The sequence below is a fragment of the Patulibacter sp. genome (genome assembly GCF_030655195.1).
Lineage (GTDB): Bacteria > Actinomycetota > Thermoleophilia > Solirubrobacterales > Solirubrobacteraceae > Patulibacter.
Map to the genome: position 1 here is coordinate 1 of NZ_JAURWA010000176.1, position 25,284 is coordinate 25,284.

Consider the following 25,284-nt stretch of genomic DNA (forward strand, 5'->3'; position numbering starts at 1 on the left):
CTCGGCGCTCCCGAGCGACGCCGAGCTGCGGCCGATCGACCGCGCCGGCGCCACCGGCGTCGCCCGGCTGCGGGCCGCCGAGCGCGAGGCCGCCCGCGCCCGCGAGTCGAGCGAGCGCGACATCCACCAGGCGCTCCTGGCCGGCCTGCTCTCGCACGTCGGCCTGAAGGACGAGACCCAGAAGACCGACCAGAAGGGCCGGATCCAGCGCAAGGGCCGCCCGCAGCGACCCGAGTTCCTGGGCGCCCGCGGCGCGCGCTTCCAGATCTTCCCCGGCTCGACGCTGGCCAAGAAGCCGCCGACCTGGACGATGGTCGCCGAGCTCGTCGAGACCTCGCGCCTGTGGGGCCGCACCGCCGCGCGGATCGAGCCGGAGTGGATCGAGCCGCTCGCGGGGCACCTGCTGCGCCGCACCTACGCCGAGCCCCGGTGGTCGAAGAAGCGCGCCTCGGTCGTCGCCGACGAGCGGGCGACGCTCTACGGGCTCCCCGTCGTCGCGGGCCGGCCGGTCCAGTACGCGCAGATCGACCCGGTCCTCTCGCGCGAGATCTTCCTGCGCCAGGCGCTCGTCGAGGGCGAGTGGCACGGCGGCAAGGCGGGCGGCCGGCAGGTCCTCGAGCACAACGCCGCGATGATCGAGGAGGTCCGCGCGATGGAGGAGCGGGCCCGCCGGCGCGACCTGCTCGTCGACGACGAGGTCCTCTTCTCGTTCTACGACGAGCGGATCCCCGAGGGCGTCGTCTCCGGTGCGCACTTCGACCGCTGGTGGCGCGACGAGAAGCGCAGGACGCCCGAGCTCCTGCACTTCACCCGCGAGCTCCTCATCGACGAGCGCTCCCAGCTCTCCGTCGGCGTCGGCGAGGACCTGCAGCAGCGGCCCGAGGCCTGGAAGCAGGGCGAGCTCGTCCTGGCGCTGTCCTACGCGTTCGAGCCGGGGACCGACCACGACGGCGTGACCGTCCACGTGCCGCTCGACCTGCTGCCCCAGGTCAAGGCCGTCGGCTTCGAGTGGCTCGTCCCCGGGCTGCGGCGTGAGCTGATCGAGGCGCTCCTGCGGGCCCTGCCCAAGGACGTCCGGCGCGAGCTCGTGCCGATCCCCGAGACGGTCGGCCGGGTCCTCGAGCGCATCGTGCCCCGCAGCGCGCCGCTCCCGGTCGCCCTGGCGCGCGAGCTGAACGAGCTGCCCGGCGTGCAGGTCACCCCGGGACTGCTGCGCCTCGACGCGCTGCCCGCCCACCTGCGGATGACCTTCTCGATCGAGGAGGAGGACGGCACCGTCGTCGCGTCCGGCCACGACCTGGCGGCGCTCCGGGCCGAGCTGCGGCCCGTGCTGCGCAAGCGCCTCGACGACGCGACGCCCGACCTCGAGCGCAAGGGCCTGACGACCTGGTCGATCGGCACGTTGCAGCGCGAGATCGGGCTGCCGGGCGGCGGCGAGCACGGCGTCCGGGTCTACCCCGCCCTCGTCGACGAGGGGACGACCGTCGGCGTCCGGGCGTTCGACGCCGCCGACGCCCAGGCCGCGTCGATGGTCCTCGGCACCCGCCGCCTGCTGCTCCTGACGGTGCCATCCCCCGCGCGCAAGGTCATCGGCAGCCTGCCGACCGCCGCGCAGCTCACCCTCGCCACGGCGCCGCACGGCTCCGTCGACCGGGTCATGGAGGACACGCTCGCCGCGACGATCGACGTGCTCGTGGAGGTCGCCGGCGGCCCCGCGTGGGACGAGGCCGGCTTCGCCGCCCTGCGCGCCTCCGTCGCCGAGCGGCTGGCGCCCTCCGCCAAGAAGGTCCTGCAGCAGGTGGTGCGCGTCCTCGACGCCGAGCGGGCCGTCCGCTCCCGCCTGGAGCGCTTCGCCGCCACGGTCCCCCACCCCGCGTTCGAGGCCGCCCAGCGCGACGTCACCGCGCAGCTCGGTCGGCTCGTGCACCCCGGCTTCGTCACCGAGGCCGGCGCGCGGCGCCTGCCCGACGTCGTCCGGTACCTCGAGGCCGCGACGCAGCGCCTGGACCGCCTGCCCGACGCCCGGGCGACGGACACCGACCGGATGCAGGCCGTCCACGAGCTCGAGCGGGCCTACGTCGCCCGCCTGCAGGCGTGGCCCGCCGGCCGACCGGTGCCCGCCCGGCTGACCGAGGTCCGCTGGATGCTCGAGGAGCTCCGGATCGTCCAGTTCTCCGGCGGTCAGGGCGTCAAGGGCGTCCGCGACCCCGGCCGACCCGACCAGCCGGCCAAGCCGATCTCGAGCAAGCGGATCCGCAAGGTCCTCGACGAGTCGCCGGTGCCGGTCTAGCTGCGGACGGCGGCCCCGCCGGTCGCCGATCGTGGTCCGCGGGACCCGCGCCGTGTAGCGTGCGGGCCCTCGCGCAGTCGATGACGATCCGCTCGTCTGACACATCCGCGGAGGGGACCGGCCGGTCGGCCGGGACACGTCCGCGGTGGAGATTGCGCAGCCCGGTCCCACGGAGCCGGGTTGTGTTCACCCCTGCCGCTGACGCGGCGCGAGCGAAGGACGGACGACATGTCCACGAGCAAGCCCGACAAGTCGAAGCAGGACCTCGACGCGGTCCTCGAGAAGATCGCCGGATGGCCGGCCCCGTACGCCGAGATCGGCGCGCGGTTGCACGAGACCATCACCACCGCAGGCCCGAGGATGAAGCCGCGGATCTGGTACGGCGCACCGGGGTACGCCCGGAGCCGCAGCACCCCCGTGCTCATCTTCTTCCGGTGCGACGACGGCGTGATGTCGCTGGGGCTCTCCGCGAAGGGGGCGGTCGACCGGGAGCCGTCCACGACCCTGCGGCCCGCGGCGTGGTTCCTCGACGAGCTCGACGACGCGACGGTCGACAGGATCGCCGACCTCGTGCGCACCGCGTTCGGCTGATCGGGTGTCGGGGTCGCCGGGGAGCGGTGCCGCTCAGACCTTCCGGTAGCGGGCGTCGGCGATGGAGTAGGCCGCGAAGCCGAGGAGGCCGACGGCCACGGCCCCCAGCAGCCACGGCCCGTACGACGCGGTCGAGAGCTGGGCGAGGGCCCCGTCGAGCCCGATCGCCTCGTCGGCGTCGTAGGAGACCGCCGCCTTGACGAGTCCGTAGCCCATGAGGGCGAAGACGACCGCGCGGGCGAGGTGGCCGAAGACCCCGAGCGCGGTGAAGGTCCGCGTCGCCCCGCGGCTCATCCGACCCGTCCTGGACTTCTTCAGGAACCGCCGGGCCAGGCCCTTGTGCGCCTCGTCGGCGGCGACGGCGATCAGGACGGCGCCGGCCACGGCGACGAGGATCGGTCCGCCCGTCCAGGCGAGCACGCCGCCGGTCGTCTTCTCCGGGGAGCCCGATCCCGTGCTCGCACCGGAGACGATCTTGACGGCCGTCACGCAGAGGAACGCGTAGCCGATGCCGCTGGCCGCACCGCCGATGCGGGCCTTCGCGTCGTCGGACTCCTCCGTGCCGTGGCCGAGGGCCGCGCGCAGCAGGCGCCACAGCGCGTAGCCCCCCAGTCCCACCGCCATGAGCACGAGCAGCGTCTTGCCGAACGGCTGGCCGGCGATCTCCTTCAGCGCTCCCTGCTGGTCGGTTGTCTCACCGCCGTCCCTGAGGGCGAGCTTCACCGCGAGCACGCCGATGATGGCGTAGACGACCCCGCGGGCCACGAGGCCGGCCCGCGCGAGCCACTCGAACCCGGATGAACGGGCCACCCGCTCGCCGCCCTCCTGCGCCCCTTCGACCGGTCCCGTCGAACTGCTGCTCATGGCCCTGGCTCTTCCTGTCGGTGCACGCCGTGCGTGGAACGCACGAAGCGTCGCGCGAGCCTCTCACCCGGAGGGGGTCTCGCGGCGACCGCCTCCGCGCATGTTCCGGACCGGGGAGGCAGGGAGGCGGCGGACGCCCCGCGTCGGCGACGCGTCGTCGCGCGTCAGATCGTCGTGGCCGGCCGGTGGCCATCGGCCCGATGGTCCAAGAGCGGCGCGATGGGCGATGCCCGGAACGCGTCGAGCAGGTCCCCGAGGTGCGCCACGTCGCCCGTGGTGCCCGGTGTCGTCGTCGCGCCCGTGGAAGCACGGATCGTGTGCCAGTCCGGGAGGGCGGCGATCTCGGCGGTCACGTCGAAGAGCAGGGTGCAGCCGATGCGCTCGGTCTCCTCGTCGCCGTCCGGACCGACGAGGTCGATCTCGCGTTCGAGGGTCAGCCGAGCACCGTCGTCGTCCTCGGCGCCGAAGGGCTGGTTGAAGTCGATGACCGCCTCGTCGCGCACGACCGTGAACGCACCGTGCTGCAGCGGTCGTGCGCAGAACTCGACCAGCAGCTCGACCGTCCGGGTCGTGTCCCAACTGCCGCGGCGACCGAGCCGACGCCCGCGGAACTGTCGGTCGAAGTCGTCCGGTGCGTAGCCGGCATCACGGCCACCGTCGTCCCCGACGAGCCGCACGGGCTCGAGCGCCGGAGACGCGAGCGACGCCTCCGTTGGCGTCAGCGGCGCGTGCCCGTCGATCTTCATCCCGGTGGGCGGGTGCTCCAGCAGCCTCTCGAGCGATGCCAGGACGCTCTCCCGCGTCGCCTCGAGCGTCGGAAAGTCGTACTCGTCGTCGTCGCTCCCGGCGGGCCCTTGGAGATCGAGGTGCTCGTCGATGTCGGCGGCCGCCGAGGGGGCGAACACGATCTCGTAGAACGCCTGGGCCTCGTCGAGCTGGTCACCCTCGGCGTCCTCGATCCCGATCTCCCGCGAGACGCTCAGGAGCACGCTGCCCAGCTCGGGACGGGTGTCCTCGGGGTACCAGTGCGAGACGTCGTCGATCACCCCCGTGCCCACGACGACCATGTCCGTCGAGATCCCCCCGTCCTCGTAGCTCACCGGTTCGGCGGCGAAGGCGAAGAACGTCTCGACCGCCTCCCTCGCGCCTCCCGTCGACGTCGTCGCGCCGCGACGCCGGAGCTCGGTGACCACGTGCCCTGCGTCCATCGACGCTGTCTAGCAGGACGTCCCGCCCGCGGCCTGCTCTGGGCCCCGGGAGGGTGGCGACGACCGGAGCGGCGGTCGTCGGTGGGTCCGCCGACGCACGCATCCGTCGTCGCCGGGTGCGGCACACGAATCGAAGCCGGCCCACGTGTCAGGATCCGCCGATGCAGCTTGCGCGTGGCGATCGACGGACCGGGCGGACGGCCGGGCCGTCGGCACGGATCGTCCGCGTCGGGGGCGTCCTGGCGGCCGTCGTCGGGACGCTCGCCGTCGCCGCGCCCGCGGACGGTCGATCGGTGCACGACCGGGACATCGGCTGGCCGGCGGCGCTGCGGCAGTCCCTGGACCTGCCGGCTCTCGACGGCTCGCCGTGCCGCGAGCGGACGACCCGCGCGAAGATCCGCCTGCAGGGCCGGGTGTCCGACCGCGAGCCGCCGTTGCGTGGACTCCTGCGCTACGGCGAGGCGGACGTCTGGGGCTCCTCGTGGTACACGAACTGCGACGGCGGCCGTCTGCAGATCGGCGTCGCCGGTGGCGCCCCGGCCGCGGCGACCCGCCGCATCGTGCGCCGCCTGCGCGATCGGCTGGACGAGCGCGGGCTGACCGAGGACGTCCGGCTCGTCGCCGTGCGCTCGACCTACAAGCAGCTCGTGACGGAGGCCGACCGCATCGGCACGACCGTGGTCCCCGGCGCGCTCGAGGCGGAGCACGTCTCGACGGACATCGACACCACCCGCAACGCGGTGAACGTCGACGTCTACGACACGGCGACCCCGGCCGAGCTCACGGCCCTCAGAGCACTCGTCCGAGACTCGCCCGTCAACATCACGCTCCACGTCGAGGCCCCCGCCGACCCCGGTGCACCGATCCCGGAGTACGCCGGAGCGATCTCGCTCGAACGAGGCGCCGTCGATCGCAGCGGGCGCGACGTGCGGGTGCGCGTCGACGACCAGAGCTGCGCGTCGGACGAGACCTTCGACAGCGCCGCCCGATTCGCGGGAGTCTCGGTCCGCCGGGGACGACACGCCTGGATCCTCTCCTCGCGGTTCCGCGTGAATCCGACGTGGCCCCGGGCATCGACCTGCGAGGGCGTCGACGATCCGCGTCTCGTGGTCCGGACGACGATCCGGCTGCCGGCTCGCCTCGGCCGGCGCGGCATCGTCGACGGCTCCGCGGGCGAGAGGGAGGCCCGCCCGATCCTGCTCGAGCCCGAGGGTGCGGACGCCATCCGATCGCTCGTCCCGCGCTTCCGCTACTCCGGAGCGCTCTGCGACGTGCCCGCCGTGGAGCGAGCCTTCAGCGGTCGTGCGAAGAGCGCCTGGTGCTCCGTCTGACCCACACCGTCGACCGTGGCCGTGCCACCGACGGTCGTTTCGGGTAGGTCGGCCAGGGCATCACCGATCCCGCCCCGGGATGGCCATTCGTCGGTCCCTCTTTTCGCGGGGTGAAGAGGGTGTACGCTCCGCGCCAACGGCGCCGCGCCCGGTCGGCGTCTACCCCAGGAAGACCTACGCGTCCACCACCGCCTTCGGCAACCCAGCCCCCGACGCCCTGCCGATCCCTACCGAGCGCGCGGGATTCTGGATCCGCTTCGGAGCGTCCTTCGTCGACGGCATCATCGTCGGCGTCATCACGCTGGTGCTGCAGCTCGCGCTCGGCACCGCCGGACAGGTCATCGGCCTGGTGATCGGCATCGGGTACTACATCTATCTCGAGGGTCCCGGCGGCAACGGTCAGACCCTCGGCAAGCGCGTCGCCGGGATCCGGGTCGTGTCGTCCACGACCGGCGGGCCGATCGGCTACGGCGCCGCGACCGCCCGCTACTTCGGCCGCATCCTCTCCGCCATCGTCATCCTGCTCGGCTACTTCTGGATGCTCTGGGACTCGGAGAAGCAGACCTGGCACGACAAGCTCGCCGGCTCCTACGTCGTCCCCGCCAACTAGCCCGACCGGCCGGCGCCGCCACCTCGTGACGGGCGGCGCTGGCGGCGGGTCCCGGCGCCGGTCGCGAAGGACGCCGAGGATCGAGCCCGGAGCCTCCCGCCCGACGTGGACCTGGCGCTGAGGCCTCGTCCGCGGATGCAGACGTGCTGCCGCTCGGATCGCGGCAGCGACGGCCAAAGGCCCGACGTTCGTATCCCACCGCTCCGCAGCTCAGCGGCGCGGGTTTCGAACGCCGACGGCACCCCTCCCCCGTCAGGACCCTCGAGCTCGATGCCCCACACCTCCCGGATTCGGTGCGCCGTCCGCGCGTGGGCGCCCGTCGGCGCGGCGCTCACGGCCTCTGTCGGCCTCGCCGCATCTGCACAGGCCGCCTCGGGCGCGTCCGTCTGCCGGTCGATCGCGCGCGACGGCACCCCGGCAGGCGTCGCACTGCAGCGGTATCCATCCGCCGCGTCGCCGTGGACCGGCGACGCGAACCCCGGGCCCCTGGTCCTGATCCGTCGGGCCCGGACCCGCGTCGGCGTGCTCTGCGACACCGCCGGACGCTCGTGGCGCACCCCGATCGTCCTGCGGCAGGGCGAGCACCTCGGCACGCTCTCCCTCGCAGACCCCTGGATCGCCTGGACCGTGCACCGCGACGACCGACGGGCGACCGTCCGGACCGCGCGTCTGAACCGGACCCGCGCCACCGGAAGGACGACCATCCGCGGGATCGTCCGCAGCCTCGCCGTCACGGTCGACGGCAACGCCGCCGTCGCCGCGGGGACCGCGCCCACCCGCCGCGTCGTCCTCCTGCGCCGGAACGGCCACGCGACGGCTCTCCGGCTCGCAAGCCGCGTCCCTCGAGCCGCGATCTCCAAGCTCGGCGTCGGTCGCTGGGGCACCCACGGACTCGCATTGCGAGACCAGAGCACCGGGCCGACGCGAGATCAGGCGTTCCCGTTCGACCCCCGCCGGAGCGACCTGCAGGCCCGATGCCGCCCGTCTGCCGCGACAGTCGTCACCGCCTCCACAAGCGCCCTGAGCGTGCAGCTCGCCAACTCCGCATCGTGGAGCACGCCCGACGCCAACCCGACCGAGAAGCACCTCGCGATCTGCGACCCCGCCGACCGACTGCTGCGCGCCTCCTTCCTCGCCGTCGCCGACGACGACTTCCTGCAGACCGACGGGCCCGAGGTCTTCTCCCGCGACCGCGCCACGATCGTCGTCGCCGGCCCCGTCGTCCTCGTCCGCGAGACGCAGTCGACGGGCACCTCAGGAACCGGCACCGACACCCGCGACGTGCGATCGGGCTTCGTCGTCCGCCCGACCGGCGACGTCGAAGCACTCCGTCCGGCGCTGGTCACCGGGACCCCGGCCGCTGCGGCCTACGTCGACGATGGCCGGCTCTGGCTCTCCGACGCCGACGGCCTCCGTCCGGTGGCCACGGCGCGAGCGCTCACCGAGCGCAACACCGCACTCGTCCTGCAGAGCGCGAGCCTGCTCGTCCGAACCCCGGGGTTCGACCAACGCATCCCCTTCCGGCCACTCCCGGCCGACGACACGGCCACGCTCTCGATCGAGCCCGCCAGACCCACCGATGCGTGGATCCCGGCCGATGACCTCTGCGGGAGCTCCTACAGCGGCGGGACGTACGGCTGCGACAAGGCGCCTGGATCCCCACCACAGCTCGCTGACCCGTCCTCCCCGCCGCCACCGGGCGAGTAGCCGGTCCGCTCGACCATCACGCTCCGGCGCACCACCCGGCCCGCTGACCATCCGGGAGGGTCGATCGGACTCCGGTTTTGTACCTCTGGACTCGAACCTCCCCCGAGACCGATCGGATCGCTCCGGCCGACCATCGCGCCTGAGAAGGTCCTCGGATGGACCCCACCATCGCGCTGATCGACGCACTCTTCGGCAACGATCGCGACGCGATCGACCGGGCGATCCGAGCCGTGCCTGACGTCAACGCGGGACCAAAGGACCACCACGGACCTGCCCCGTTGCACTACGCCGCCCAGGAACACTCGGCCGAAGGCACGCGGGCGCTGCTCGAGGCCGGCGCGCACGTCGACGTCCTCGACGAACACGGAAACACACCGCTGCACTACGCCAGCTTCGACCGCGTCGAACCCGACGAGACGATCGGGTTGCTGCTGCGCGCCGGTGCCGCCCCGGGGAGAGCGGCCAACCAGCACCCCGACGTCTTCTCGGGCCAGAGCGTGATCGCCCCGTACGACCAGCACGGCATCGTCCTGAGAGTCGACGAGTCCGGGCTGCTGTCGGCACTCCGCCGACCCTGGTCGGACACGTACCACCCCCAGAGCAACGACGACTGGGAACACGTCTTCAGCCACCTCCCCCACGACCTCCTGATCCCCGTCACCCTCGCCTGGCTCATCGGACGCCTCCCGACCGGGTCGGCGAACGAGCCGGTCCAGCTCTCGGCGATCAGGCTCGACGCCCTTCCCACACCCTTCCCGGCCCCGACCGACCCGGAGTACGAAGCTCGAGACCTCGACACCCTCGGCCACGTCACCCGCCTGCCGACCAGCAACATCAACCGCGCCGTCCAGGACGGACAGATCGCAGACCCCGAGACCGTCGCGCTCGTCTACGCGATCCACCACGAGATCGACCACCCCTACTGAGCCGAAGCCGGTCGTTTCTGCGACGCGGGCCCGCACCTGCCTTGTTCACCGTCTCGAAGGCGGCTCTGCGAGCACCGCCGCAGCTCTCGCGCGGATCTCCCCTTCCAGCTCGATCCTCGCGACCGGGTCGCAGCCGAACCACGACGTGACCATCCGCGAGAACGCCGGCACCGTCGACGGCGTCGGGGACTCGTAGATGAGCCGATCGATCGATCGCGCTCCGCGCAGCGGCGTGGTCCGCTTGGTCACGATGCACCAGCACCAGTACCGAAGCACCCGGCCCGCCAACTCGCTACCGGGAGGTGGCGTCAGACCGAGCTCGTCCAGCGCCCGGACCAGGAGCTCGGCGAGATCTGCCGGGACCGCGGTGTTCGTCTCGCCCGCGAGCAGGACCAGGGACGGGGAGTCGATCCCTTCGAGCAGCGCGTCGCACGCGGCCGCCGGCAGGTCGGCCTCGACGCGGCGCCTCCGCAGCCAGACCGCCTCCGCCCCATAGAGGGACCATTGGGCCGGGGAGTTCGGCTGCCATCCCACGACAGGCATTACCCGATCATGACGCGCACACCTACGAGAGTCGTTTGCCGCACGCCGCCCGGCTGTCGGCGGACAGGACTCTCAGGGCGGCGTGACCTCGACGACCTCGAGGTCGTCGATGTAGCGGAAGTCGTCCGGATTGCACGTGTAGAGGGGCAGCCCGGCGGCCAGGGCCGTTGCCGCGATCAGCAGGTCGACCGCACGACGACCTCGTGCCTTCCGGCCGGCGGCTCGGACCGACGCGTAGATCCGGCCGTAGGCCCGAGCGGCCGCATCGTCGAACGGCAGCGGAGCGAACACCGCCTCCGCCCGCTGCAACCGCTCCTGCCGGCGCGCCCGCTCCGCCGGATCGTCCGTGGCATGCGGGCCGGCCGCGAGCTCCGCCATCGTGATCGCCGAGACCGCGAGCTCCTCGGGCAGCGCGGCCTCGTCAAGACGCCCGAGGTCGATCACCACCGACGTGTCGACGAGCCCGCGCCGCCGTTCCTCAGGCACGCGGCTCAGCGTCGTGGTCGACCCCGTCGTCGAGGTCCGCCCGGAACCGCTCCCGTTCGACGACCGGGGCATTCACGAACGCCCGTAGCACGACGCCACGGTCCACGAACGGCCCCGGCGCAGACGGGCTCAGCTCTCCCACCGGCGTTCCGTTGCGCGTGACGACGAAGTGCTCACCGCGATCGAGCGCGCGCATGACCTCGCCGCTCCCGTTCCGCAATTCGCGCTGCGTGATCGTCCGTCGCATGGGCTTCACCGTAGCACCCGTGCTACGACCGCAACGGGGTATCACGGATGGCGACCGGTCCGCGACGAGCTCATCGACCGCAGCCGCGCGACTCACGGAAGAGCGGCCTCACGAGGGCGGCGAGCGCTCGAAGAGCCCGCGTACCGCCGGGGTGGCCCGTGCCGACTCGTTCGGCTCACCCTCGACGTCCTCCCACCGGACGTTGGGACCACCTTAGGATTCATCCACGCGGATCGCGGCCACGTCCTGCGCGTCCTCGAGCGCCTCCATCAACTCGTCGTAGCGCTCCGGACTGATCAGGACCGCGACGCAGCGGTCCGGGTCCTCAATGAACACCGCCTCGGTGCGGGCGAGCTCTACCGCGTCGCGGAGGTTCTCGCGCACCGCGCTGAACGTCATCGTCGCCATCGACGCATCGAACAACCCGTGGCCCAGCCGAGCAACCCTTCGCCCGCAGGACGTACGCGAGCCTCGCCGGATGACTCCCACCGGATACCTCGTCGGCTACGCCCGCGTCTTTACCACCGACCAGAACCCCCAACTGCAACTCGATGCGCTCGAGACCGCCGGATGCGCCCGCGTCTTCGTCGAACGCGCCTCAGGCGCCAAGACCGTGTGCCCGCTGGCGGCGGCTCGCCTGGGGCACGGCCGCCGCGGCGCAACCCGCTCCCCTCAGGGCGCGACCGACCGCCCCGCCGCGATGTCCGGTCCCGTGAAGTGCTCCCGCGGGACCGTCAGGAACAGCGCGCGGCCGATCGCGAGCACCGTGTCGCCGTCCAGGAGCCGCGAGACGATGCGGATCTTGCGGCCGTCGAAGGACTCCAGCCACGACTCGGCGACGAGCTCGTGGCCCAGGACCACCGGGGCGCTGAAGTCGACCTCGAGCCGGGCCGTGACGGCCCGTTGTCCCAGGACGACGGGGACCGCGCCGCTCATATCGTCGAGGATCGCCGACACGATGCCGCCGTGGGCCAGACCCGGGGCGCCCTGGAACCGCAGGCCCAGGGTCGTCGTCGCCCGGATCACGTCGCCGGAGCGGACGAACGCCAGGCCCAGTCCGGCCTGCTGGTCCGGACCGCAGCCGAAGCATCCCGACCAGTGCGACCGCAACGGGCCGTCGCCGCCCGTGTGCTCCACGGGCAGCGGGGCGGGCGGGGGCGGCTCGGTCCTCGTGCTCACCCGCCCAACCCAACCAGACGGGCGGGCGGGGCGCCTTTGCGGCACCCCGCCCGACGGGTCCCTCACTTCGTGATGCGGAACCGCTTCGACGTGCGCTTGACGACGGTCTTCTGCGAGTCCGTCGCCGTCACGCGCAGGCGGTAGAGGCCCGGCGACAGCGTGCGGCCGGGGAACCGCGGGCCGACGTCGACCGTCGTGGTGCCCTCGATCAGCCGCAGCGTGCGCGACGTCGGCAGCAGCGCCCAGCGGGTGCACCGCGAGCCGGCCTTGACCTTCGCCCCGGTGCGGACCTTGGCGCACCGGCGGCTCGCGCCGTTGCCGACGACCTTGCCCGGACGGGACTGCTCGACCTGCAGACGCACACGAGCGGCCTGCGTCAGGCGGACCCGCAGTCGTGCCTTCGTGGCCGGCTGCGCCGGCTTGGCCTTGCGCTTGCCGCGCTTGCGCACGGCCTTGCGGGTCAGGTGCCAGCGGGTCGTCGACAGCGTCGCCGACGTCAGCCGGACCGGCGGCGGCGGGATCGCCCCGAAGCTCGCCGTGGCGGCCAGGGCGCGGGAGGCCTGCACCGTGCAGACGGTCCCGGTCGTCGCCGCCGCGCAGTCGCCGGTCCACCCGAGGAAGCGGGCGTTGGGCGCCGCGCGCGCGGTGAGGGTGATCAGGCGGTCCTGGCCGACGAGCTGCGAGCAGTCCGTGCCGCAGTCGATGCCGGGCGGGTCGCTCGTGATCGTGCCCTGCGTGGGCCCGCCGCCGACGGTCACCGAGACGCGCTGGCGGGCGGCCGGGGCGACACCGGGGGCGTCGAGGCGCAGGACGCGGCTGTTGCCGGCGTCGGCGACCAGCAGCGTGCGGCCGTCGGGGCTGAGCGCCAGGTTGGCGGGATCGCTGACCTGGTTGGTCGCGCGACCCTCGGCGAGGATCGTCTCCCAGTCGAAGCCGCCGCCCAGGCGCGGCGAGCCGCGCAGGACGCGTCCGCCGTTGGGGGTGGCCGGTCGCGCCTCGGAGACGTAGAGCGTGCCGTCCGGTCCGACGGCGAGGCCCTGCGCGCCGTCCCAGAACGCCGCGCCGTCGGGCGGGGTCACACGGGCGCCGGTCTCGTCGTCGATGATCAGCCGGGCGCCCGCGACGTACGCCTTGCCGCCCGGGCCGACGGCGACCGCGGACGGGCGGTTCAGGCCCGCGCGCTTCGTGGTGACGGAGCCGTCGGGCTCGACCCGCACGAGGCGGCCACCCCCGGAGTCGGTGGCGAGGACCGCGCCGTCGGGCAGCGCCGCGACGCCGCGCGGACGCGAGAGCGCGCCCTTCGGGGTCTCGGCGATGACGCCACCCGCCCCGTCGTAGCGGACGAGACGGTTGTTGAAGGTGTCGGCCACCCACAGCGCGCCGGAGGTGTCGTACGCCAGGCCGCTGGGGAGCGTGAGCTGGTTGGCGGTGTCGCGGCCGGGCGCGGCGAAGCCGTTGAGCTTGCTGATGCGGCCGAACATGCCGATGTACGTGCCGTCGGCGGCCATCACCGCGGCGCGGTGGGCGAACGTGTCAGCGACCGCGATCTGACCGTCGGCCCGGTAGGCCACGCCGCGGGCGCGGGTGAAGTAGCCCGGGCCGCGGCCGGCGATGCCCCAGGCACCGGTGACCACGCCCGTCGACGACAGGCGCTGGATGCGGTTGTTGGCGGTGTCGGCGACCCAGACGCCGCCGGCCGGGTCCGCGGGGTTGGTCGCCACCGCGCGGACGATCGAGAAGCGCCCGACGCGGTAGCCCGTGCCGCCGAACGTGCCGACGAAGTTCAGGGCGTCCGCGGCGAAGACGTTGACGCGCCCGTTGATGTTGTCGCCGACGTAGGCCTGGTTGCGGGCGTCGACCGCCACGTCGTAGGGGAACTTGAACTCGCCGGGATCGGAGCCGAACGTGCCGGCGCTGCCGATCCGGGCCAGCGACGTGGCGTCGAGGACGAGCAGCCGGTGATTCTGGTTGTCGGGCACGTACAGCCGGTCGCCGGCCGGGTTGACGCCCACGCCCTGCGGCCGCTTGATGCCCAGACCGCTGGTGGCCTTCGGCCCACCGGCAGGCTGCAGCGACCCGGCGTCCAGCACGTACCGGAGGATGCGGTCCCCGCCGCTGTCGGCGATGAAGGCGACGACCGGGCTGCCGGGCCCCGCCTGGCTGACGGCGATGCCGCCGGAGGTGATGCCCGAGTCCTCGCGGTCCGAGCCCGACTTCAGGGTGAACGACGACGAGTTGCCGAAGCCCGTGATGTAGCGCCCGTCGTCGGCGGAGAAGACCTGGACGCGGTCGTTCTCGGCGTCGAGGACGAAGACGCGGCCCTGCTTGTCGACCGCCACGCCGCCGACGACGCCGAGCCGTCCGGCCTCGCCGCGCGTCGCGCGGCCGCCGAAGGTGAAGAGCGGCGCCCCGCCGCCGTCGAACGCCTGCACGACCCCGGAGTACTGGTCGGCGACGAAGACGTGGCCGTTGCGCGGGTCGACCCCCAGGCCCTGGGGGAACCGGAAGACGCCGCCGGCGAAGGGATCCTCGCCGACCACCGTGGGCGACAGCGGCGGACCGGCCGCCCGGGCGGTGGTGATCGGCAGGAGGGTCAGCAGCGCGGCGACGAGGACGGTGAGCAGGGCTGAGCCCGTGCGCACCGCTGGCCGGCCGCCCGTGCGGGGGAACGCGGGAGGGAACATCGCCGACCATGGTGTCGGGTCCGACCGGGCCGCGCGCCGGTCGCACGACGTCGTGCGACCGCGGAGCGGCTCGCTGCCTCAGATGCGGGGCCGGCGCTTCTGGCGCTCCTCGTGGTCCTCGTCGTTGGGGTCCGTCGGCGCCTCGGGGTCCGTCGGACCGCCGGGGAGCGGGTCGCCGCGGTACTTCTCGGGGTCGTCGACCTCCTCGCCCTTGATCGTCACGGAGCCGTCGTCGTGGTAGCGCAGGTCGGACGGCCCGAGCTTGGCCGTCGGCCCCTCGTCGTAGGACGCGGTGCCCTCGGTGCCGCCGAGGGTCTGGTACTTCGTGCGATCCGACGGCCAGTCCTCGAGGTTCTTCGGCGGGTCCTTCTCGAGCTCCTCGAGCTTCGCCTTGGCCTCCTCGTCGGTGCGGGCGACGTCGTCGTCCTCCGGGCGCTCGGAGCCTTCGGTGGGGTCCTGGGTCATCGCGTGCCTCCTGGGGGTGGCGGGCCGGGACGGCCCACGGGCCGCCTACCCCTGCGTGCCGGTGCGCACACAACGGTGCTCCGCGGCCGAGGGCGCGGAGCGCGCCTCACGAAACTTGGGAATCGTTCCCATGTAAAGTCCGACGGCCGACCGGAGCACGTGCTCCGGCCGCCCGCCCCGGATGCTCGAGCCGTTCTCCCTCCCCTTCGTGCAGCGCGGCCTCTGGGAGGTCCTGCTGCTCTCCGGCGGCGCCGGGGTCCTGGGCGTCTGGATCGTCCTGCGCGGCCTGGCCTTCTACGCCCACGGCGTCGCGGCCGCCACGTTCCCGGGCCTCGTGCTCGCCGCCGGGCTGGGCTTCGCCGGCCCGCTCGGCGCGCTCGCGGTCGCCCTGGTCTTCGCGCTGACGGTCGGCCGGCTCGCCGCACGCGACGACGCCGGCGACCACAGCACGCTCACCGCGATGGTCCTCGTCGGCGCCCTGGCGGCGGGCGTGCTCCTCGCCAGCGACGTCTTCCCGCGTGCGACGAACGTCAACTCGCTGCTGTTCGGCAGCCTGCTCGTGATCTCGGAGCGCGACCTCGTGATCGCCGGCTGCGTCTCCGTCGCCGTCGTCGTGGCGTCCCTGCTGCTCGGCCCCCGCTGGCTGGCCGTCGGCTTCGACCGCACCGGCTCGCGCACCCTGGGCGTCCGCGCCGGAGGTCCGGACGCCCTGCTCCTGCTGCTCGTCGCCCTCGTCGCGGTCTCCACGCTCAGCGCCGTCGGGTCGCTCCTGGCCGCCGCCGTCATGGTCATCCCGGCGGCGACCGTCCGGCCGTGGATCACGCGCCTGCGGACGTGGCAGCTCGCGACGGTCGCGCTCACGGCGCTCCAGGGCGTCGGCGGGCTCTGGCTGTCGGCGGAGACCAACGCCCCGCCCGGCGCCACCATCGCCGTCCTCGCCGGCGCCGTCTTCGCCGCGTCCGTCCTCGCCCGGGCGGTCCACGACCGTCAGCGCACCCGTGGGTCCCGCCCGCGGACGGCGGCCCTGACCCCCGCGGTCCGCGGAGGAGCCCGATGACCGACGTCCTGCTCGACCTCGACGGCGTCGGCGCCGGCTACGACGAGACCCTCGCCCTGCGCGACGTCTCCTTCCGGGCCGCTGCCGGCGACCGGATCGCCGTGCTCGGCCCCAACGGCGGCGGCAAGACGACGCTGTTCCGCGTCGTCCTCGGCGAGCTCACGGCACGCACGGGCACCCTGCGCGTCGAGGGCGACGTCGCGATCGTCCCGCAGACGGAGCGCTCGCGCCTGGACTTCCCCGTGTCGGCCCAGGACGTCGTCCTGATGGGCACGATCGCCGGCCGTCCGTGGTGGCGCGGTCCCCGCCGTGCGGACCGCGATGCCGCCCGCGAGGCGCTGGCGGCCGTCGGCCTGGCCGACCGGGCCGACGCCACGTTCGGCGAGCTCTCCGGCGGCCAGCGCCAGCGCGTCCTGGTCGCCCGCGCCCTGGTCCGGCGGGCTCGCGTGCTGCTGCTCGACGAGCCCTACCGCGGGCTGGACACGACGAGCGCCGGCCGCCTCGACGAGCTGATCGCCGAGCTCGCCGGGGAGGGCCGGACGCTGCTGATCGCCACCCACGACGTCGGCCAGGCCCGCGCGTGGGACCAGGTCCTGTGCCTCAACGGCCGCCAGGTCGCGTTCGGACCGCCCGCCACGACGCTGACCGCCGAGACCCTCGCGGGCACCTACGGCGGCGAGCTGCTGCGCGTCGGGCACGACGGCGAGCTCGCGGTCGTCGCCGAACACCACTGCGGATGACCGACGCCGTCCTCGTCGCGTCCGTCCTCGACGGCCTGATCGACCCGTGGCGCAGCGGCATCATGCAGCGCGCGCTCCTCGAGGTCGTCCTGCTCGGCGCCACCGGCGGGCTCCTCGGGTGCTGGATCGTTTGGGGCGGCCTCTCCTACAGCGCCGAGGCCCTGCCCCACGCGATGTTCCCGGGCCTCGTCGGCGCGGCGCTCCTGGGGCTGCCCCTCGTCCTGGGCGGTGCGGTGGGGCTGCTGGTCGCTGCGCTCCTGATCGCCGCGGTCGCCCGGGTCCCGAGCCTGGACCGCGACACGTCGATCTCGGTCGTCTTCACGTCGATGTTCGGCCTCGGGACCCTGATGGCGCTCTCCCCCGACACCCCGACCGGCGTGTCGGAGCTCCTCTTCGGCGACGTCCTGGGCCTGACGAACGGCGACGTCGCCGTCGCCGCGGCGCTGACCGCCGTCGTCCTCCTGGCGCTGAGGCTCCTGCACCCCCGGCTGCTGGCCACGACGTTCGACCGCGACGGCGCCCGGTCCGCGGGCCTGCGCCCCGGCGTCACGGACGTCGCGCTGATCGTCCTGATCGCCGTCGCGACCCTCGTCTGCGTTCAGGCGCTGGGCAACCTCTTCGTCGCCGCGACCCTCGTCGCCCCCGCGGCCACCGCGCGGCTCCTGGGCCGCCGCCTCGGCCCGTCGATGGCGCTGGCGGTCGGCATCGCGCTGCTCTCGGGCGTCGGCGGCCTGCTCCTCAGCTACCACGCGGGAACGGCCACGGGCGCCTCGATCGCGGGGGTCACGGTGGCGGTCTACCTGGTGGTGGCGGCCGCGGCGGGCGTGCGCGGGACGCTGACCGGCCGGGCACGCGGACCGCGGCGGACGCGGACGGGCTGAAGGTCCGGCGGGGCCTACGCCGCCCGTGCGTCGACCGCGTCCTCGTGCCCGTGGTGATGCATCGCGTCGGTGCCCCAGCGCGGCCACGGGTCCGGCAGCGCGCGACCCCACCGCGGACCGCGGGCGAGCTCCTCGTCCGTCAGCAGGGCGGCGTCCAGACGGGCCACCAGGGTCTCCCGGTCCAGCCGCTGGCCGATGAAGACGAGCTCCTGGCGACGGTCCCCGAACTCGGGGTGCCAGTCCGCGGCGATCCCGGCGCGGGCCTCCTCCGGCCACGCGGCCTCGGGCTGCGTCGCCCACCACGTGCCGATCGCGTGCAGGTCGAGGATCGGTCCGGCCGTCGACCACTCGCCGACGATCGCCGGCCGCGAGGCGAGCCAGAAGAACCCCTTCGAGCGCACGACGCCCGGCCACGCCTCGTGGACCGCCGACCACAGCCGCTCGGGGTGGAACGGACGGCGCTGCCGGTAGACGAAGCTGCCGATCCCGTACTCCTCCGTCTCGGGCTGCTCCTCGCCGCGCAGCACCTGCAGCCACCCCGGGTGCTCGGCGGCGGCGTCGAAGTCGAAGCGCCCCGTGTCGAGCAGCTCACCGAGCGGGACGTCGCCGTGCGACGACCGGAGGATCTTCGCCCCAGCGTTCAACTGGCGGACCGTGTGCTCCGTGCGCCGCAGCTTCGCCTCGTCGACCAGGTCGCACTTGCTCAACACCACGAGGTCCGCGAACTCGACCTGGTCGATCAGGAGGTCCACGACGGTGCGCTCGTCCCCGTCGCCGAGGCTCTCGCCGCGCGAGGCGATGTCGTCCACCGAGCCCAGGTCGTCGAGGAAGCGGGCGGCGTCGACCACCGTGACCATCGTGTCGAGGCGGGCGACCGTCGCCAGACCGACGCCGTCCTCGTCCTCGAACGTGAACGTCTCGGCCACCGGCAGCGGCTCGCTGATCCCGGTCGACTCGATCACGAGCGCGTCGAAGCGGCCGGCCGCGGCCAATCGGCCGACCTCGACGAGCAGGTCCTCCCGCAGCGTGCAGCAGATGCAGCCGTTGCTCATCTCGACGAGCTGCTCGTCCACCCGCGAGAGCGCGCTCTCCCCCGTGGTCGTCCGGTCGACGAGCTCCGCGTCGATGTTCACCTCGCTCATGTCGTTGACGATCACGGCGACGCGGCGACCGTCGCGGTTGGCGAGCAGCCGGTTGAGGACGGTGGTCTTGCCGGCCCCGAGGAAGCCGGAGAGGACGGTGACGGGCAGGCGGCCGTCGGCGCTGAAGGGCGAGGTCATGCGCTCGATCCTACATAAGACTGAGTCTCATACCCGTTTGCGGGATGCGCAGCTGGCGCGGCACCACCCTGGCGCCAGGGGCCGGACACGGGTGATGCAGGGACGTGTCGCCCTACGACACCGATCCGCATCGGCCGACCCACGCCGACGGGTGATGCACGGACGTGTCGCCCCACGACACCGATCCGCATCGGCCAGCCCACGCGGGCGGGTGATGCACGAACGTGTCGGCTTACGACACCGATCCGCATCGGCCGACCCACGCGGGCCCGGCGGCCCTCAGCGCCCGGCGGGCTGCGACAGCGCCGGCGGCGCGGCGGCCGCGGCGGGTGAGACGCCCGACCCGGTGCCCGCCGACGGCCCGAGCACCCCGGCGGCCAGGACGCCGAGGCCCATGATCGTGCGGTGGACGATCTTCCTCGTCCGGGGGTGCGCCAGGGCGGGGACGCGGGCCTGCAGCCAGATCCGGCCGCCCGAGGCCCCCGCCACCGCCGTCATCGCGCCCGCCGCGCACTGGATGCACATGCCGCCATCCAAGCACGCGGACCTGAAGACGCCGCGCTACTTCAGCTCGGCCGAGCTCTTCTTCAGCAGCTGCCGGGCGATGATCAGCAGCTGGATCTGCTGGGTGCCCTCGAAGATGTCGAGGATCTTCGCGTCACGGGACCACTTCTCCAGCAGGTCGGCCTCGCTCAGGCCGATCGAGCCGCAGAGCGCGACGCAGCGCAGCGCCACGTCGGTGCCCGTGCGCCCCGCCTTGGCCTTCGAGTACGAGGCGTGCAGCGAGTTCGGCTTGCGGTTGTCGGCCATCCACGCGGCCTGCATCGTCAGCAGGCGCGCGGCCTCGACGTCGCTCTCCAGCTCGAGGAACGTCTGGGCCGCACCGGTCTGCAGGGCCGCGGGGCGGTCGTAGTCGACGACGACGCCGGCCTCGGCCAGCTGCTCGCGGGTGAAGTCCAGCGCGGCCTGCGCGACGCCGACGGCCATCGCCGACACGAGCGGGCGGGTGTTGTCGAACGTCTGCATCGCGCCGGCGAACGACTTCTTCGCGTCGATGTCGGGCGTGCCGAGCAGGTTGTTGGCCGGGACCCGGCAGTCGACGAGCTCGAACTGCGCGGTGTCGGACGCCCGGATGCCGAGCTTGTGCTCCAGGCGGATGAGCTCCATACCCGGGTTGCTGCGCTCGACGACGAACGACTTGATCGCCGCGCGGCCCTTCGAGAGGTCCAGCGACGCCCAGACCACCACGAGGTCGGCGCGCTCGCCGGACGTCACGTAGATCTTCGTGCCGTTGAGGACGTACTCGTCCGTGGCCTCGTCGTAGCGGGCCGTCGTGCGGATGTTCGCCGAGTCCGAGCCGACGGAGGGCTCGGTGATGGCCATCGCGGCCCACTTGCCCTCGAAGCGCTTCAGCTGCTCGTCGTCGGCGACCGACGCGATGGCAGAGTTGCCGAGGCCCTGGCGCGGCATCGTCAGCGTCAGGCCGACGTCGCCCCAGCAGGTCTCCATGATCGACAGCGCGGTCGACAGGTTCGTGCCGTTGCGATTGCCCTCGCCGGTGTCCTTCGACGCACGCACGCCGGTGGCGCCCGCCCCGCCGGAGCCGGAGTCGTTGAGCCCGTCGATGAGCGCGGCCAGCATGTCGAGCTCCTTCGGGTACTCGTGCTCGGCCTGGTCGTACTTGCGGGAGTTCGGGCGCAGCACCTCGCGGGCGACCTGCTTGGCCTGCCCGATCAGCGGCGCGAACTTCTTGGGGGACTCGAGATTGATCATCAGTTCTCCTAGATCGTCCGCCCGCTAAACGAGCAGGGCGCCTTCCATGGTTCCGGCGGCCCGCAGATCGCGGTACCAGCGCTCGACCGGGTGGTCCTTGACGTAGCCGGCGCCGCCGAGCATCTGCACGGCCTGCGAGCCGATGTCCATGCCCTTCTGCGTCGTCAGCTGACGGGCGAGCTGCGACTCGCGGGCGAAGTCCTTGCCGAGGTCCACGCGGCTGGCGGCCCGGTAGGTCGTCAGGCGCAGGCTCTCGAGGTCGATCGCCATGTTGGAGACCGAGAACGCGACGCCCTGACGGTGCGAGACGGGCTCGCCGAACGCCTCGCGCTCGTTCACGTAGGGGATCACGTGGTCCAGCGCGGCCTGCGCGGTGCCCGTGGCCAGCGCGGCCCAGGCGATGCGACCCAGGCGGATCGCCTCGGCGTAGACGTCGGGGTCGCCGCCGCCGAGCAGGGCGGAGGCGGGGACGCGGACGTCCTGCAGGATCAGCCGGCCGGTCGCCGCGGCGCGCAGGCCGATGGCGGGCTCGGGCTCGGTCAGGACACCGGCGGTCTTCGACTCGACGAGGAACAGCGCGGGCCGGTCGGCCAGGTCGGCGGCGACCACGAACAGCTCGCCGGTGCCGACGTGGGGAACGAGCGACTTGACGCCCGAGAGGACGTAGTCGTCGCCGTCGCGGGTGGCCGTCGTGCGCAGCGCGAACGGGTCGAACAGGGGACGCGGCTCCTGGACCGCCAGCGCCGCGGTCGGGACGTTCTCGCCGACGAACTCGGGCAGGTAGGTGGCCTGCTGGTCCGCGTCGCCCCACAGCCCGAGGGCGGTGGAGACGGCGGCCGGGGCGAGGACCGCGTAGGCCAGCCCCAGGTCGCCGTGCGCGAGCGCCTCGGCCAGCAGGACGGACGTCACGGCCGAGCGCTCCTGGACGGCGCCGCCCTGCTCCTCGGGCACGCCGAGCATCGTCGTGCCGATCTCGGTGCTCTTCTCGAGCAGGCCCTCAGGCATCGCACAGGCGGTGTCGGCGGCCTCGGCGGCGGGCCGCAGCTCGGTCGCGGCGAAGTCGCGCGCGGCCGACTGGATCATCTCCTGCTCGTCGTCGGGCGACAGGTCGAACAGGCCTTTGCCGGAGCTCGCGGGCTTCAGGCGCGACGCGGAGCCGCCGCCGGAGCGCTTGGCGAACGTCCGCCCCACGGTGCCGGCGGCCTGGAAGCCGCGCTGCGCGCCGATCCGCACGACGCGCTCGCTGATCTGGCGGGCCCCCACGCGGTCGACGAGCTCGGAGCCCGCGAAGCGGTTGAGGGCGCGGAGGCCCAGGGCCATTCCTCGGTCGGTCAGGTTCATCTCGTGGCGTTCCGGGTCGGTGTGCAGGAGGGTGCGACGAGCCGCTGGCGGCGGGTGACGCAACTTTCCTACCCAGGGTAGCAGTTCGGTGCACACCCGTTCGTCGGGTCGGTGGGGGCCGCTTGGCGCGTCGCCACTCGGGAGGCGATCGGCAGGTCGCCCGGCGGTCGATCGGATGGTCGGTGCCGTGCCGGGGTAGCGTGGGCCCCGTGAGCGCACCAGCCGGCACGGACCACCACGACGTCGTCGTCATCGGCACCGGGTTCGCCGGCCTGGCGATGGCCGTCGCCCTCGAGCGCGACGGCCACGAGGACTTCCTCGTCCTGGAGCGCGCCGCGAGCGTCGGCGGCACCTGGCGCGACAACCGCTACCCCGGCTGCGGCTGCGACGTCCCGACGCCCCTCTACTCGTTCTCGTTCGCCCCGAAGCCGGACTGGTCGCACCTCTACGCCCGCCAGCCCGAGATCCGTGCGTACATGGAGGAGACCGCCGACCGCTTCGGCGTCACCCGGCACGTCCGCTTCGGCGCCGACGTCGCGTCGCTGACGTGGGAGGAGGACGACCAGCGCTGGCGGATCGGCCTGCACGGCGGCGACGAGCTGACGGCGCGGGTGGTGGTCGGCGGCTTCGGCGGGCTGACGGAGCCCAACTGGCCCGCGTTCGAGGGGCTCGACGACTTCGAGGGCACCCTCGTCCACACCGCCAAGTGGGACGACGACCTGGACCTGACCGGTCGGCGCGTCGCGGTCATCGGCACGGGCGCCAGCGCCATCCAGCTGGTCCCCGAGGTCGCGCCGATCGCCGAGCGCGTCACCGTCTTCCAGCGCACTCCCCCGTGGATCGCCCCGAAGCTCGACCGGGAGATCGGGGCGCGGGAGGCGCGGCTCTACCGACGCGTCCCCGCCGCCCAGCGCGCGGTCCGCGGCACGGTCTTCGGCCTGACGGAGTTCCTCGCGATGCAGCTGACCAAGAGGCCCGCGCTGCTGGCCGGGCTGGAGCGCGTCAGCCGACGGCTGCTGCGCAGCCAGGTGCCCGACCCCGCGCTGCGGGCGAAGCTCTCCCCCGACTACCGCATGGGCTGCAAGCGGATCCTCTTCTCCAACGCCTGGTACCCGGCGATCGCGCGCGACGACGTGGACCTGGTGACGGACGGGATCGCCCGCGTCACCCCGAAGGGCGTCGTCGACGGCGCCGGCGTCGAGCACGCCGCCGACGTCCTGGTCTGCGGCACCGGCTTCGGCGTCGCCGACGTCTTCTCGCGGATGACCGTGACCGGGCGGGAGGGCGTGACCCTGACCGAGGCGTGGAAGGACGGCATGGAGGCCCACCGCGGCACGTCCGTGGCCGGCTTCCCGAACCTGCTGCTGCTGTCGGGACCCAACACCGGCACGGGCAGCACCTCGCAGGTCTTCATGATCGAGAGCCAGGTCCACTACGTGTCCGAGGCCCTGCGGACGATGCGCGAGCGCGACGTGGCGACGATCGAGGTGACGCGGGAGGCCCAACGCGCCTGGAACGACGACCTGCAGGCCCGGATGCAGGAGACGGTCTGGATCGTCGGCGGCTGCAACAGCTGGTACCTGGACGAGCACGGCCGCAACCGCACGCTCTACCCCGGCCTGGCCGCGGAGTTCCGCCGCGAGACGCGCACCTTCCGGCCCGACGAGCACGTCGTCGAGCTGCGCCGGTCGGCGCCGACGCCGGCCTGAGCCGAGCGGGGTGTGGCACGCTGCGTCGATGGCCGTCACCCCCGTCCCCCGCGCGCCGTTCACCTCCCCGCTGGCCGAGCGGCTCTCCCCCGGGCTGCTCGACCGCTTCACCCGGTACGTCCGCGTCTCCACCCAGTCCGACCGCGAGGCCGAGGGCAGCCCCAGCACCGCCCGGCAGCTCGATCTCTCCAGGATGCTCGTCGGCGAGCTGCAGGAGATCGGGCTGTCCGACGTCGCGCTGGACGACGACGGCTACGTCTACGCGACGCTGCCCGCGACCACGCCCGCCGCGCCGGACGGGACGCCCTGGCCGGTCGTCGGCCTGATCGCCCACGTCGACACGAGCCCGGACGCCCCGGGCGAGGGCGTCGAGCCGCTGGTGCACGAGAGCTACGACGGAGGCGAGATCCGGCTCCCGAAGGGTGGCACCGTGCTCGACCCGGCACGCATGCCCGAACTGACCGCCCGGGTCGGCCACGACCTCGTGACCTCGAGCGGCGACACGCTCCTGGGCGCCGACGACAAGGCCGGCGTCGCCGAGATCGTCACCGCGCTCGCCCACCTGGCCGCGCACCCCGAGCTGCCCCGCCCGACGCTGCGGGTCTGCTTCACGCCGGACGAGGAGATCGGCCGCGGGGCGCACCGCTTCGACGTCGAGGGCTTCGGTGCCGTCTGCGCCTACACGGTCGACGGCTCGGAGCCTGGCGAGCTGCAGGACGAGACCTTCACCGCCGCCGGCGCCCTGGTGTCGATCGACGGCCACGACGTGCACCCCGGCTTCGCGACCGGCAAGCTCGTCAACGCCGCGCGGCTGGCGGCCCGGATCGTCGCCGCCCTGCCGCCGGAGCTGACCCCCGAGGCGACGTCCGGCCGCCAGGGCTTCATCCACGTCTTCGAGACGAGCGGCACCGCGGCGCACGCCGAGGTCCACGCGATCATCCGCGACTTCGACGACGACCTCCTCGCGGGTCACGCCGACCTCCTGCGGTCGATCGTGGCCGAGGTCGCCGCCGACGCGCCGGGCGCGGAGCTGCGGGTCACGATCGAGCCGCAGTACCCGAACATGCGCGAGCACATCGCGCGCTTCCCGGCCGTCGTGACCGCCGCCGAGCGGGCCATCGAGGGCGAGGGCCTGACCCTGGTCCGCACCGCGATCCGCGGCGGGACGGACGGCTCGCAGCTCAGCGCCATGGGCCTGCCGACCCCGAACGTCTTCACCGGCGGCCACGAGTACCACTCCGTCCGCGAGTGGGCCTCCCTGCAGGAGATGTCCGCGGCGGCCGCCACCGTGGTGCGGATCGCCGAGGCGTGGACCGCGCCGGACCTCGTCGCCGCCGCCGCGGCCGGGCACCTGCCGGCCTGAGCGCCCGCG

The 25,284-nt window shown here is 73.6% G+C and carries 24 protein-coding genes; 11 read left to right on the forward strand and 13 right to left on the reverse strand.

The features are described 5' to 3' along the window. Nucleotides 1-2,290 (forward strand): DUF3418 domain-containing protein (locus Q7T67_RS18805; protein WP_304793444.1); only part of this gene is annotated, 2,290 nt, incomplete at its 5' end. 228 nt (nucleotides 2,291-2,518) lie between these two features. Next, nucleotides 2,519-2,881, forward strand: a complete 363-nt coding sequence (locus tag Q7T67_RS18810; protein WP_304793447.1) for a hypothetical protein — start codon at nucleotides 2,519-2,521, stop codon at nucleotides 2,879-2,881. A 33-nt stretch (nucleotides 2,882-2,914) separates the two neighbouring features. Here the strand turns inward: Q7T67_RS18810 and Q7T67_RS18815 are convergent, their stop codons facing one another. Together Q7T67_RS18815 and Q7T67_RS18820 are read right to left on the reverse strand one after the other, a co-directional pair. Next, a complete protein-coding gene (locus Q7T67_RS18815; RefSeq protein WP_304793450.1) occupies nucleotides 2,915-3,745 on the reverse strand; it encodes a DUF1206 domain-containing protein in 831 nt (276 codons plus the stop codon). 164 nt (nucleotides 3,746-3,909) lie between these two features. After that, nucleotides 3,910-4,953, reverse strand: a complete 1,044-nt coding sequence (locus tag Q7T67_RS18820; protein WP_304793453.1) for a hypothetical protein — start codon at nucleotides 4,951-4,953, stop codon at nucleotides 3,910-3,912. 161 nt (nucleotides 4,954-5,114) lie between these two features. Here Q7T67_RS18820 and Q7T67_RS18825 point away from each other — a divergent pair, with 161 nt between their 5' ends. The 4 genes from Q7T67_RS18825 to Q7T67_RS18840 all read left to right on the forward strand — a co-directional run bounded on the left by Q7T67_RS18825 (nucleotide 5,115) and on the right by Q7T67_RS18840 (nucleotide 9,527). Continuing rightward, the gene (locus Q7T67_RS18825) at nucleotides 5,115-6,284 is read left to right on the forward strand and encodes a hypothetical protein (protein WP_304793456.1); all 1,170 of its coding nucleotides are present in this window, start codon (nucleotides 5,115-5,117) and stop codon (nucleotides 6,282-6,284) included. Nucleotides 6,285-6,363: 79 nt separating this feature from the next. Beyond that, nucleotides 6,364-6,894 (forward strand): RDD family protein, encoded by a 531-nt coding sequence (locus Q7T67_RS18830; protein WP_304793459.1) that lies wholly within the window; start codon nucleotides 6,364-6,366, stop codon nucleotides 6,892-6,894. A gap of 270 nt (nucleotides 6,895-7,164) precedes the next feature. Further along, entirely contained in the window at nucleotides 7,165-8,601 is a 1,437-nt protein-coding gene (locus Q7T67_RS18835) for a hypothetical protein (protein WP_304793462.1), read from the forward strand. A gap of 155 nt (nucleotides 8,602-8,756) precedes the next feature. After that, entirely contained in the window at nucleotides 8,757-9,527 is a 771-nt protein-coding gene (locus Q7T67_RS18840) for an ankyrin repeat domain-containing protein (RefSeq protein WP_304793464.1), read from the forward strand. A 45-nt stretch (nucleotides 9,528-9,572) separates the two neighbouring features. Here the strand turns inward: Q7T67_RS18840 and Q7T67_RS18845 are convergent, their stop codons facing one another. The 7 genes from Q7T67_RS18845 to Q7T67_RS18875 form a co-directional block, all read right to left on the reverse strand. After that, the gene (locus Q7T67_RS18845; protein WP_304793467.1) at nucleotides 9,573-10,070 is read right to left on the reverse strand and encodes a hypothetical protein; all 498 of its coding nucleotides are present in this window, start codon (nucleotides 10,068-10,070) and stop codon (nucleotides 9,573-9,575) included. Nucleotides 10,071-10,142: 72 nt separating this feature from the next. Then, nucleotides 10,143-10,556 carry a type II toxin-antitoxin system VapC family toxin gene (locus tag Q7T67_RS18850; RefSeq protein ID WP_304793470.1) on the reverse strand — a complete coding sequence of 138 codons (414 nt, stop codon included), beginning with the start codon at nucleotides 10,554-10,556 and terminating at the stop codon, nucleotides 10,143-10,145. Further along, the gene (locus tag Q7T67_RS18855; protein ID WP_304793473.1) at nucleotides 10,549-10,803 is read right to left on the reverse strand and encodes a type II toxin-antitoxin system Phd/YefM family antitoxin; all 255 of its coding nucleotides are present in this window, start codon (nucleotides 10,801-10,803) and stop codon (nucleotides 10,549-10,551) included. Before Q7T67_RS18855 ends, Q7T67_RS18850 begins: the two co-directional genes overlap by 8 nt. 213 nt (nucleotides 10,804-11,016) lie before the next feature. After that, a complete protein-coding gene (locus Q7T67_RS18860; RefSeq protein ID WP_304793475.1) occupies nucleotides 11,017-11,211 on the reverse strand; it encodes a type II toxin-antitoxin system Phd/YefM family antitoxin in 195 nt (64 codons plus the stop codon). 264 nt (nucleotides 11,212-11,475) lie between these two features. Further along, a complete protein-coding gene (locus Q7T67_RS18865) occupies nucleotides 11,476-11,982 on the reverse strand; it encodes a PaaI family thioesterase (RefSeq protein ID WP_304793478.1) in 507 nt (168 codons plus the stop codon). A gap of 62 nt (nucleotides 11,983-12,044) precedes the next feature. Continuing rightward, nucleotides 12,045-14,666: a hypothetical protein gene (locus Q7T67_RS18870; RefSeq protein ID WP_304793481.1), complete on the reverse strand. Its 2,622-nt coding sequence runs from the start codon at nucleotides 14,664-14,666 to the stop codon at nucleotides 12,045-12,047. A 78-nt stretch (nucleotides 14,667-14,744) separates the two neighbouring features. Next, on the reverse strand, nucleotides 14,745-15,131 hold the full coding sequence (locus tag Q7T67_RS18875; RefSeq protein ID WP_304793484.1) for a hypothetical protein: 387 nt from the start codon (nucleotides 15,129-15,131) through the stop codon (nucleotides 14,745-14,747). A gap of 181 nt (nucleotides 15,132-15,312) precedes the next feature. Here Q7T67_RS18875 and Q7T67_RS18880 point away from each other — a divergent pair, with 181 nt between their 5' ends. From Q7T67_RS18880 to Q7T67_RS18890, 3 genes are read left to right on the forward strand one after another with little or no spacing between them, the layout of a single operon-like run. After that, nucleotides 15,313-16,188: a metal ABC transporter permease gene (locus Q7T67_RS18880; RefSeq protein ID WP_304793487.1), complete on the forward strand. Its 876-nt coding sequence runs from the start codon at nucleotides 15,313-15,315 to the stop codon at nucleotides 16,186-16,188. Continuing rightward, nucleotides 16,185-16,928, forward strand: a complete 744-nt coding sequence (locus Q7T67_RS18885; protein ID WP_304793490.1) for a metal ABC transporter ATP-binding protein — start codon at nucleotides 16,185-16,187, stop codon at nucleotides 16,926-16,928. Before Q7T67_RS18880 ends, Q7T67_RS18885 begins: the two co-directional genes overlap by 4 nt. After that, entirely contained in the window at nucleotides 16,925-17,809 is an 885-nt protein-coding gene (locus tag Q7T67_RS18890) for a metal ABC transporter permease (protein WP_304793492.1), read from the forward strand. Before Q7T67_RS18885 ends, Q7T67_RS18890 begins: the two co-directional genes overlap by 4 nt. A gap of 14 nt (nucleotides 17,810-17,823) precedes the next feature. On the opposite strand, the gene zigA is transcribed toward Q7T67_RS18890, so the two are convergent. From zigA to Q7T67_RS18910, 4 genes are all read right to left on the reverse strand, one after another. Beyond that, a complete protein-coding gene (zigA, locus tag Q7T67_RS18895) occupies nucleotides 17,824-19,089 on the reverse strand; it encodes a zinc metallochaperone GTPase ZigA (RefSeq protein WP_304793495.1) in 1,266 nt (421 codons plus the stop codon). A 279-nt stretch (nucleotides 19,090-19,368) separates the two neighbouring features. Next, nucleotides 19,369-19,614: a hypothetical protein gene (locus Q7T67_RS18900; protein WP_304793498.1), complete on the reverse strand. Its 246-nt coding sequence runs from the start codon at nucleotides 19,612-19,614 to the stop codon at nucleotides 19,369-19,371. A 36-nt stretch (nucleotides 19,615-19,650) separates the two neighbouring features. Next, nucleotides 19,651-20,862: an acyl-CoA dehydrogenase family protein gene (locus Q7T67_RS18905; RefSeq protein ID WP_304793501.1), complete on the reverse strand. Its 1,212-nt coding sequence runs from the start codon at nucleotides 20,860-20,862 to the stop codon at nucleotides 19,651-19,653. 24 nt (nucleotides 20,863-20,886) lie between these two features. Continuing rightward, nucleotides 20,887-22,182, reverse strand: coding sequence for an acyl-CoA dehydrogenase family protein (locus Q7T67_RS18910; RefSeq protein WP_370695426.1), 1,296 nt, complete (start codon nucleotides 22,180-22,182; stop codon nucleotides 20,887-20,889). Nucleotides 22,183-22,412: 230 nt separating this feature from the next. Between Q7T67_RS18910 and Q7T67_RS18915 the strand changes: the two genes are divergently transcribed. Both Q7T67_RS18915 and pepT read left to right on the forward strand, forming a co-directional pair. After that, nucleotides 22,413-23,912 (forward strand): NAD(P)/FAD-dependent oxidoreductase, encoded by a 1,500-nt coding sequence (locus Q7T67_RS18915; RefSeq protein ID WP_304793507.1) that lies wholly within the window; start codon nucleotides 22,413-22,415, stop codon nucleotides 23,910-23,912. A 28-nt stretch (nucleotides 23,913-23,940) separates the two neighbouring features. After that, a complete protein-coding gene (gene pepT / locus Q7T67_RS18920) occupies nucleotides 23,941-25,275 on the forward strand; it encodes a peptidase T (RefSeq protein ID WP_304793510.1) in 1,335 nt (444 codons plus the stop codon). Nucleotides 25,276-25,284: the final 9 nt, after the last annotated feature.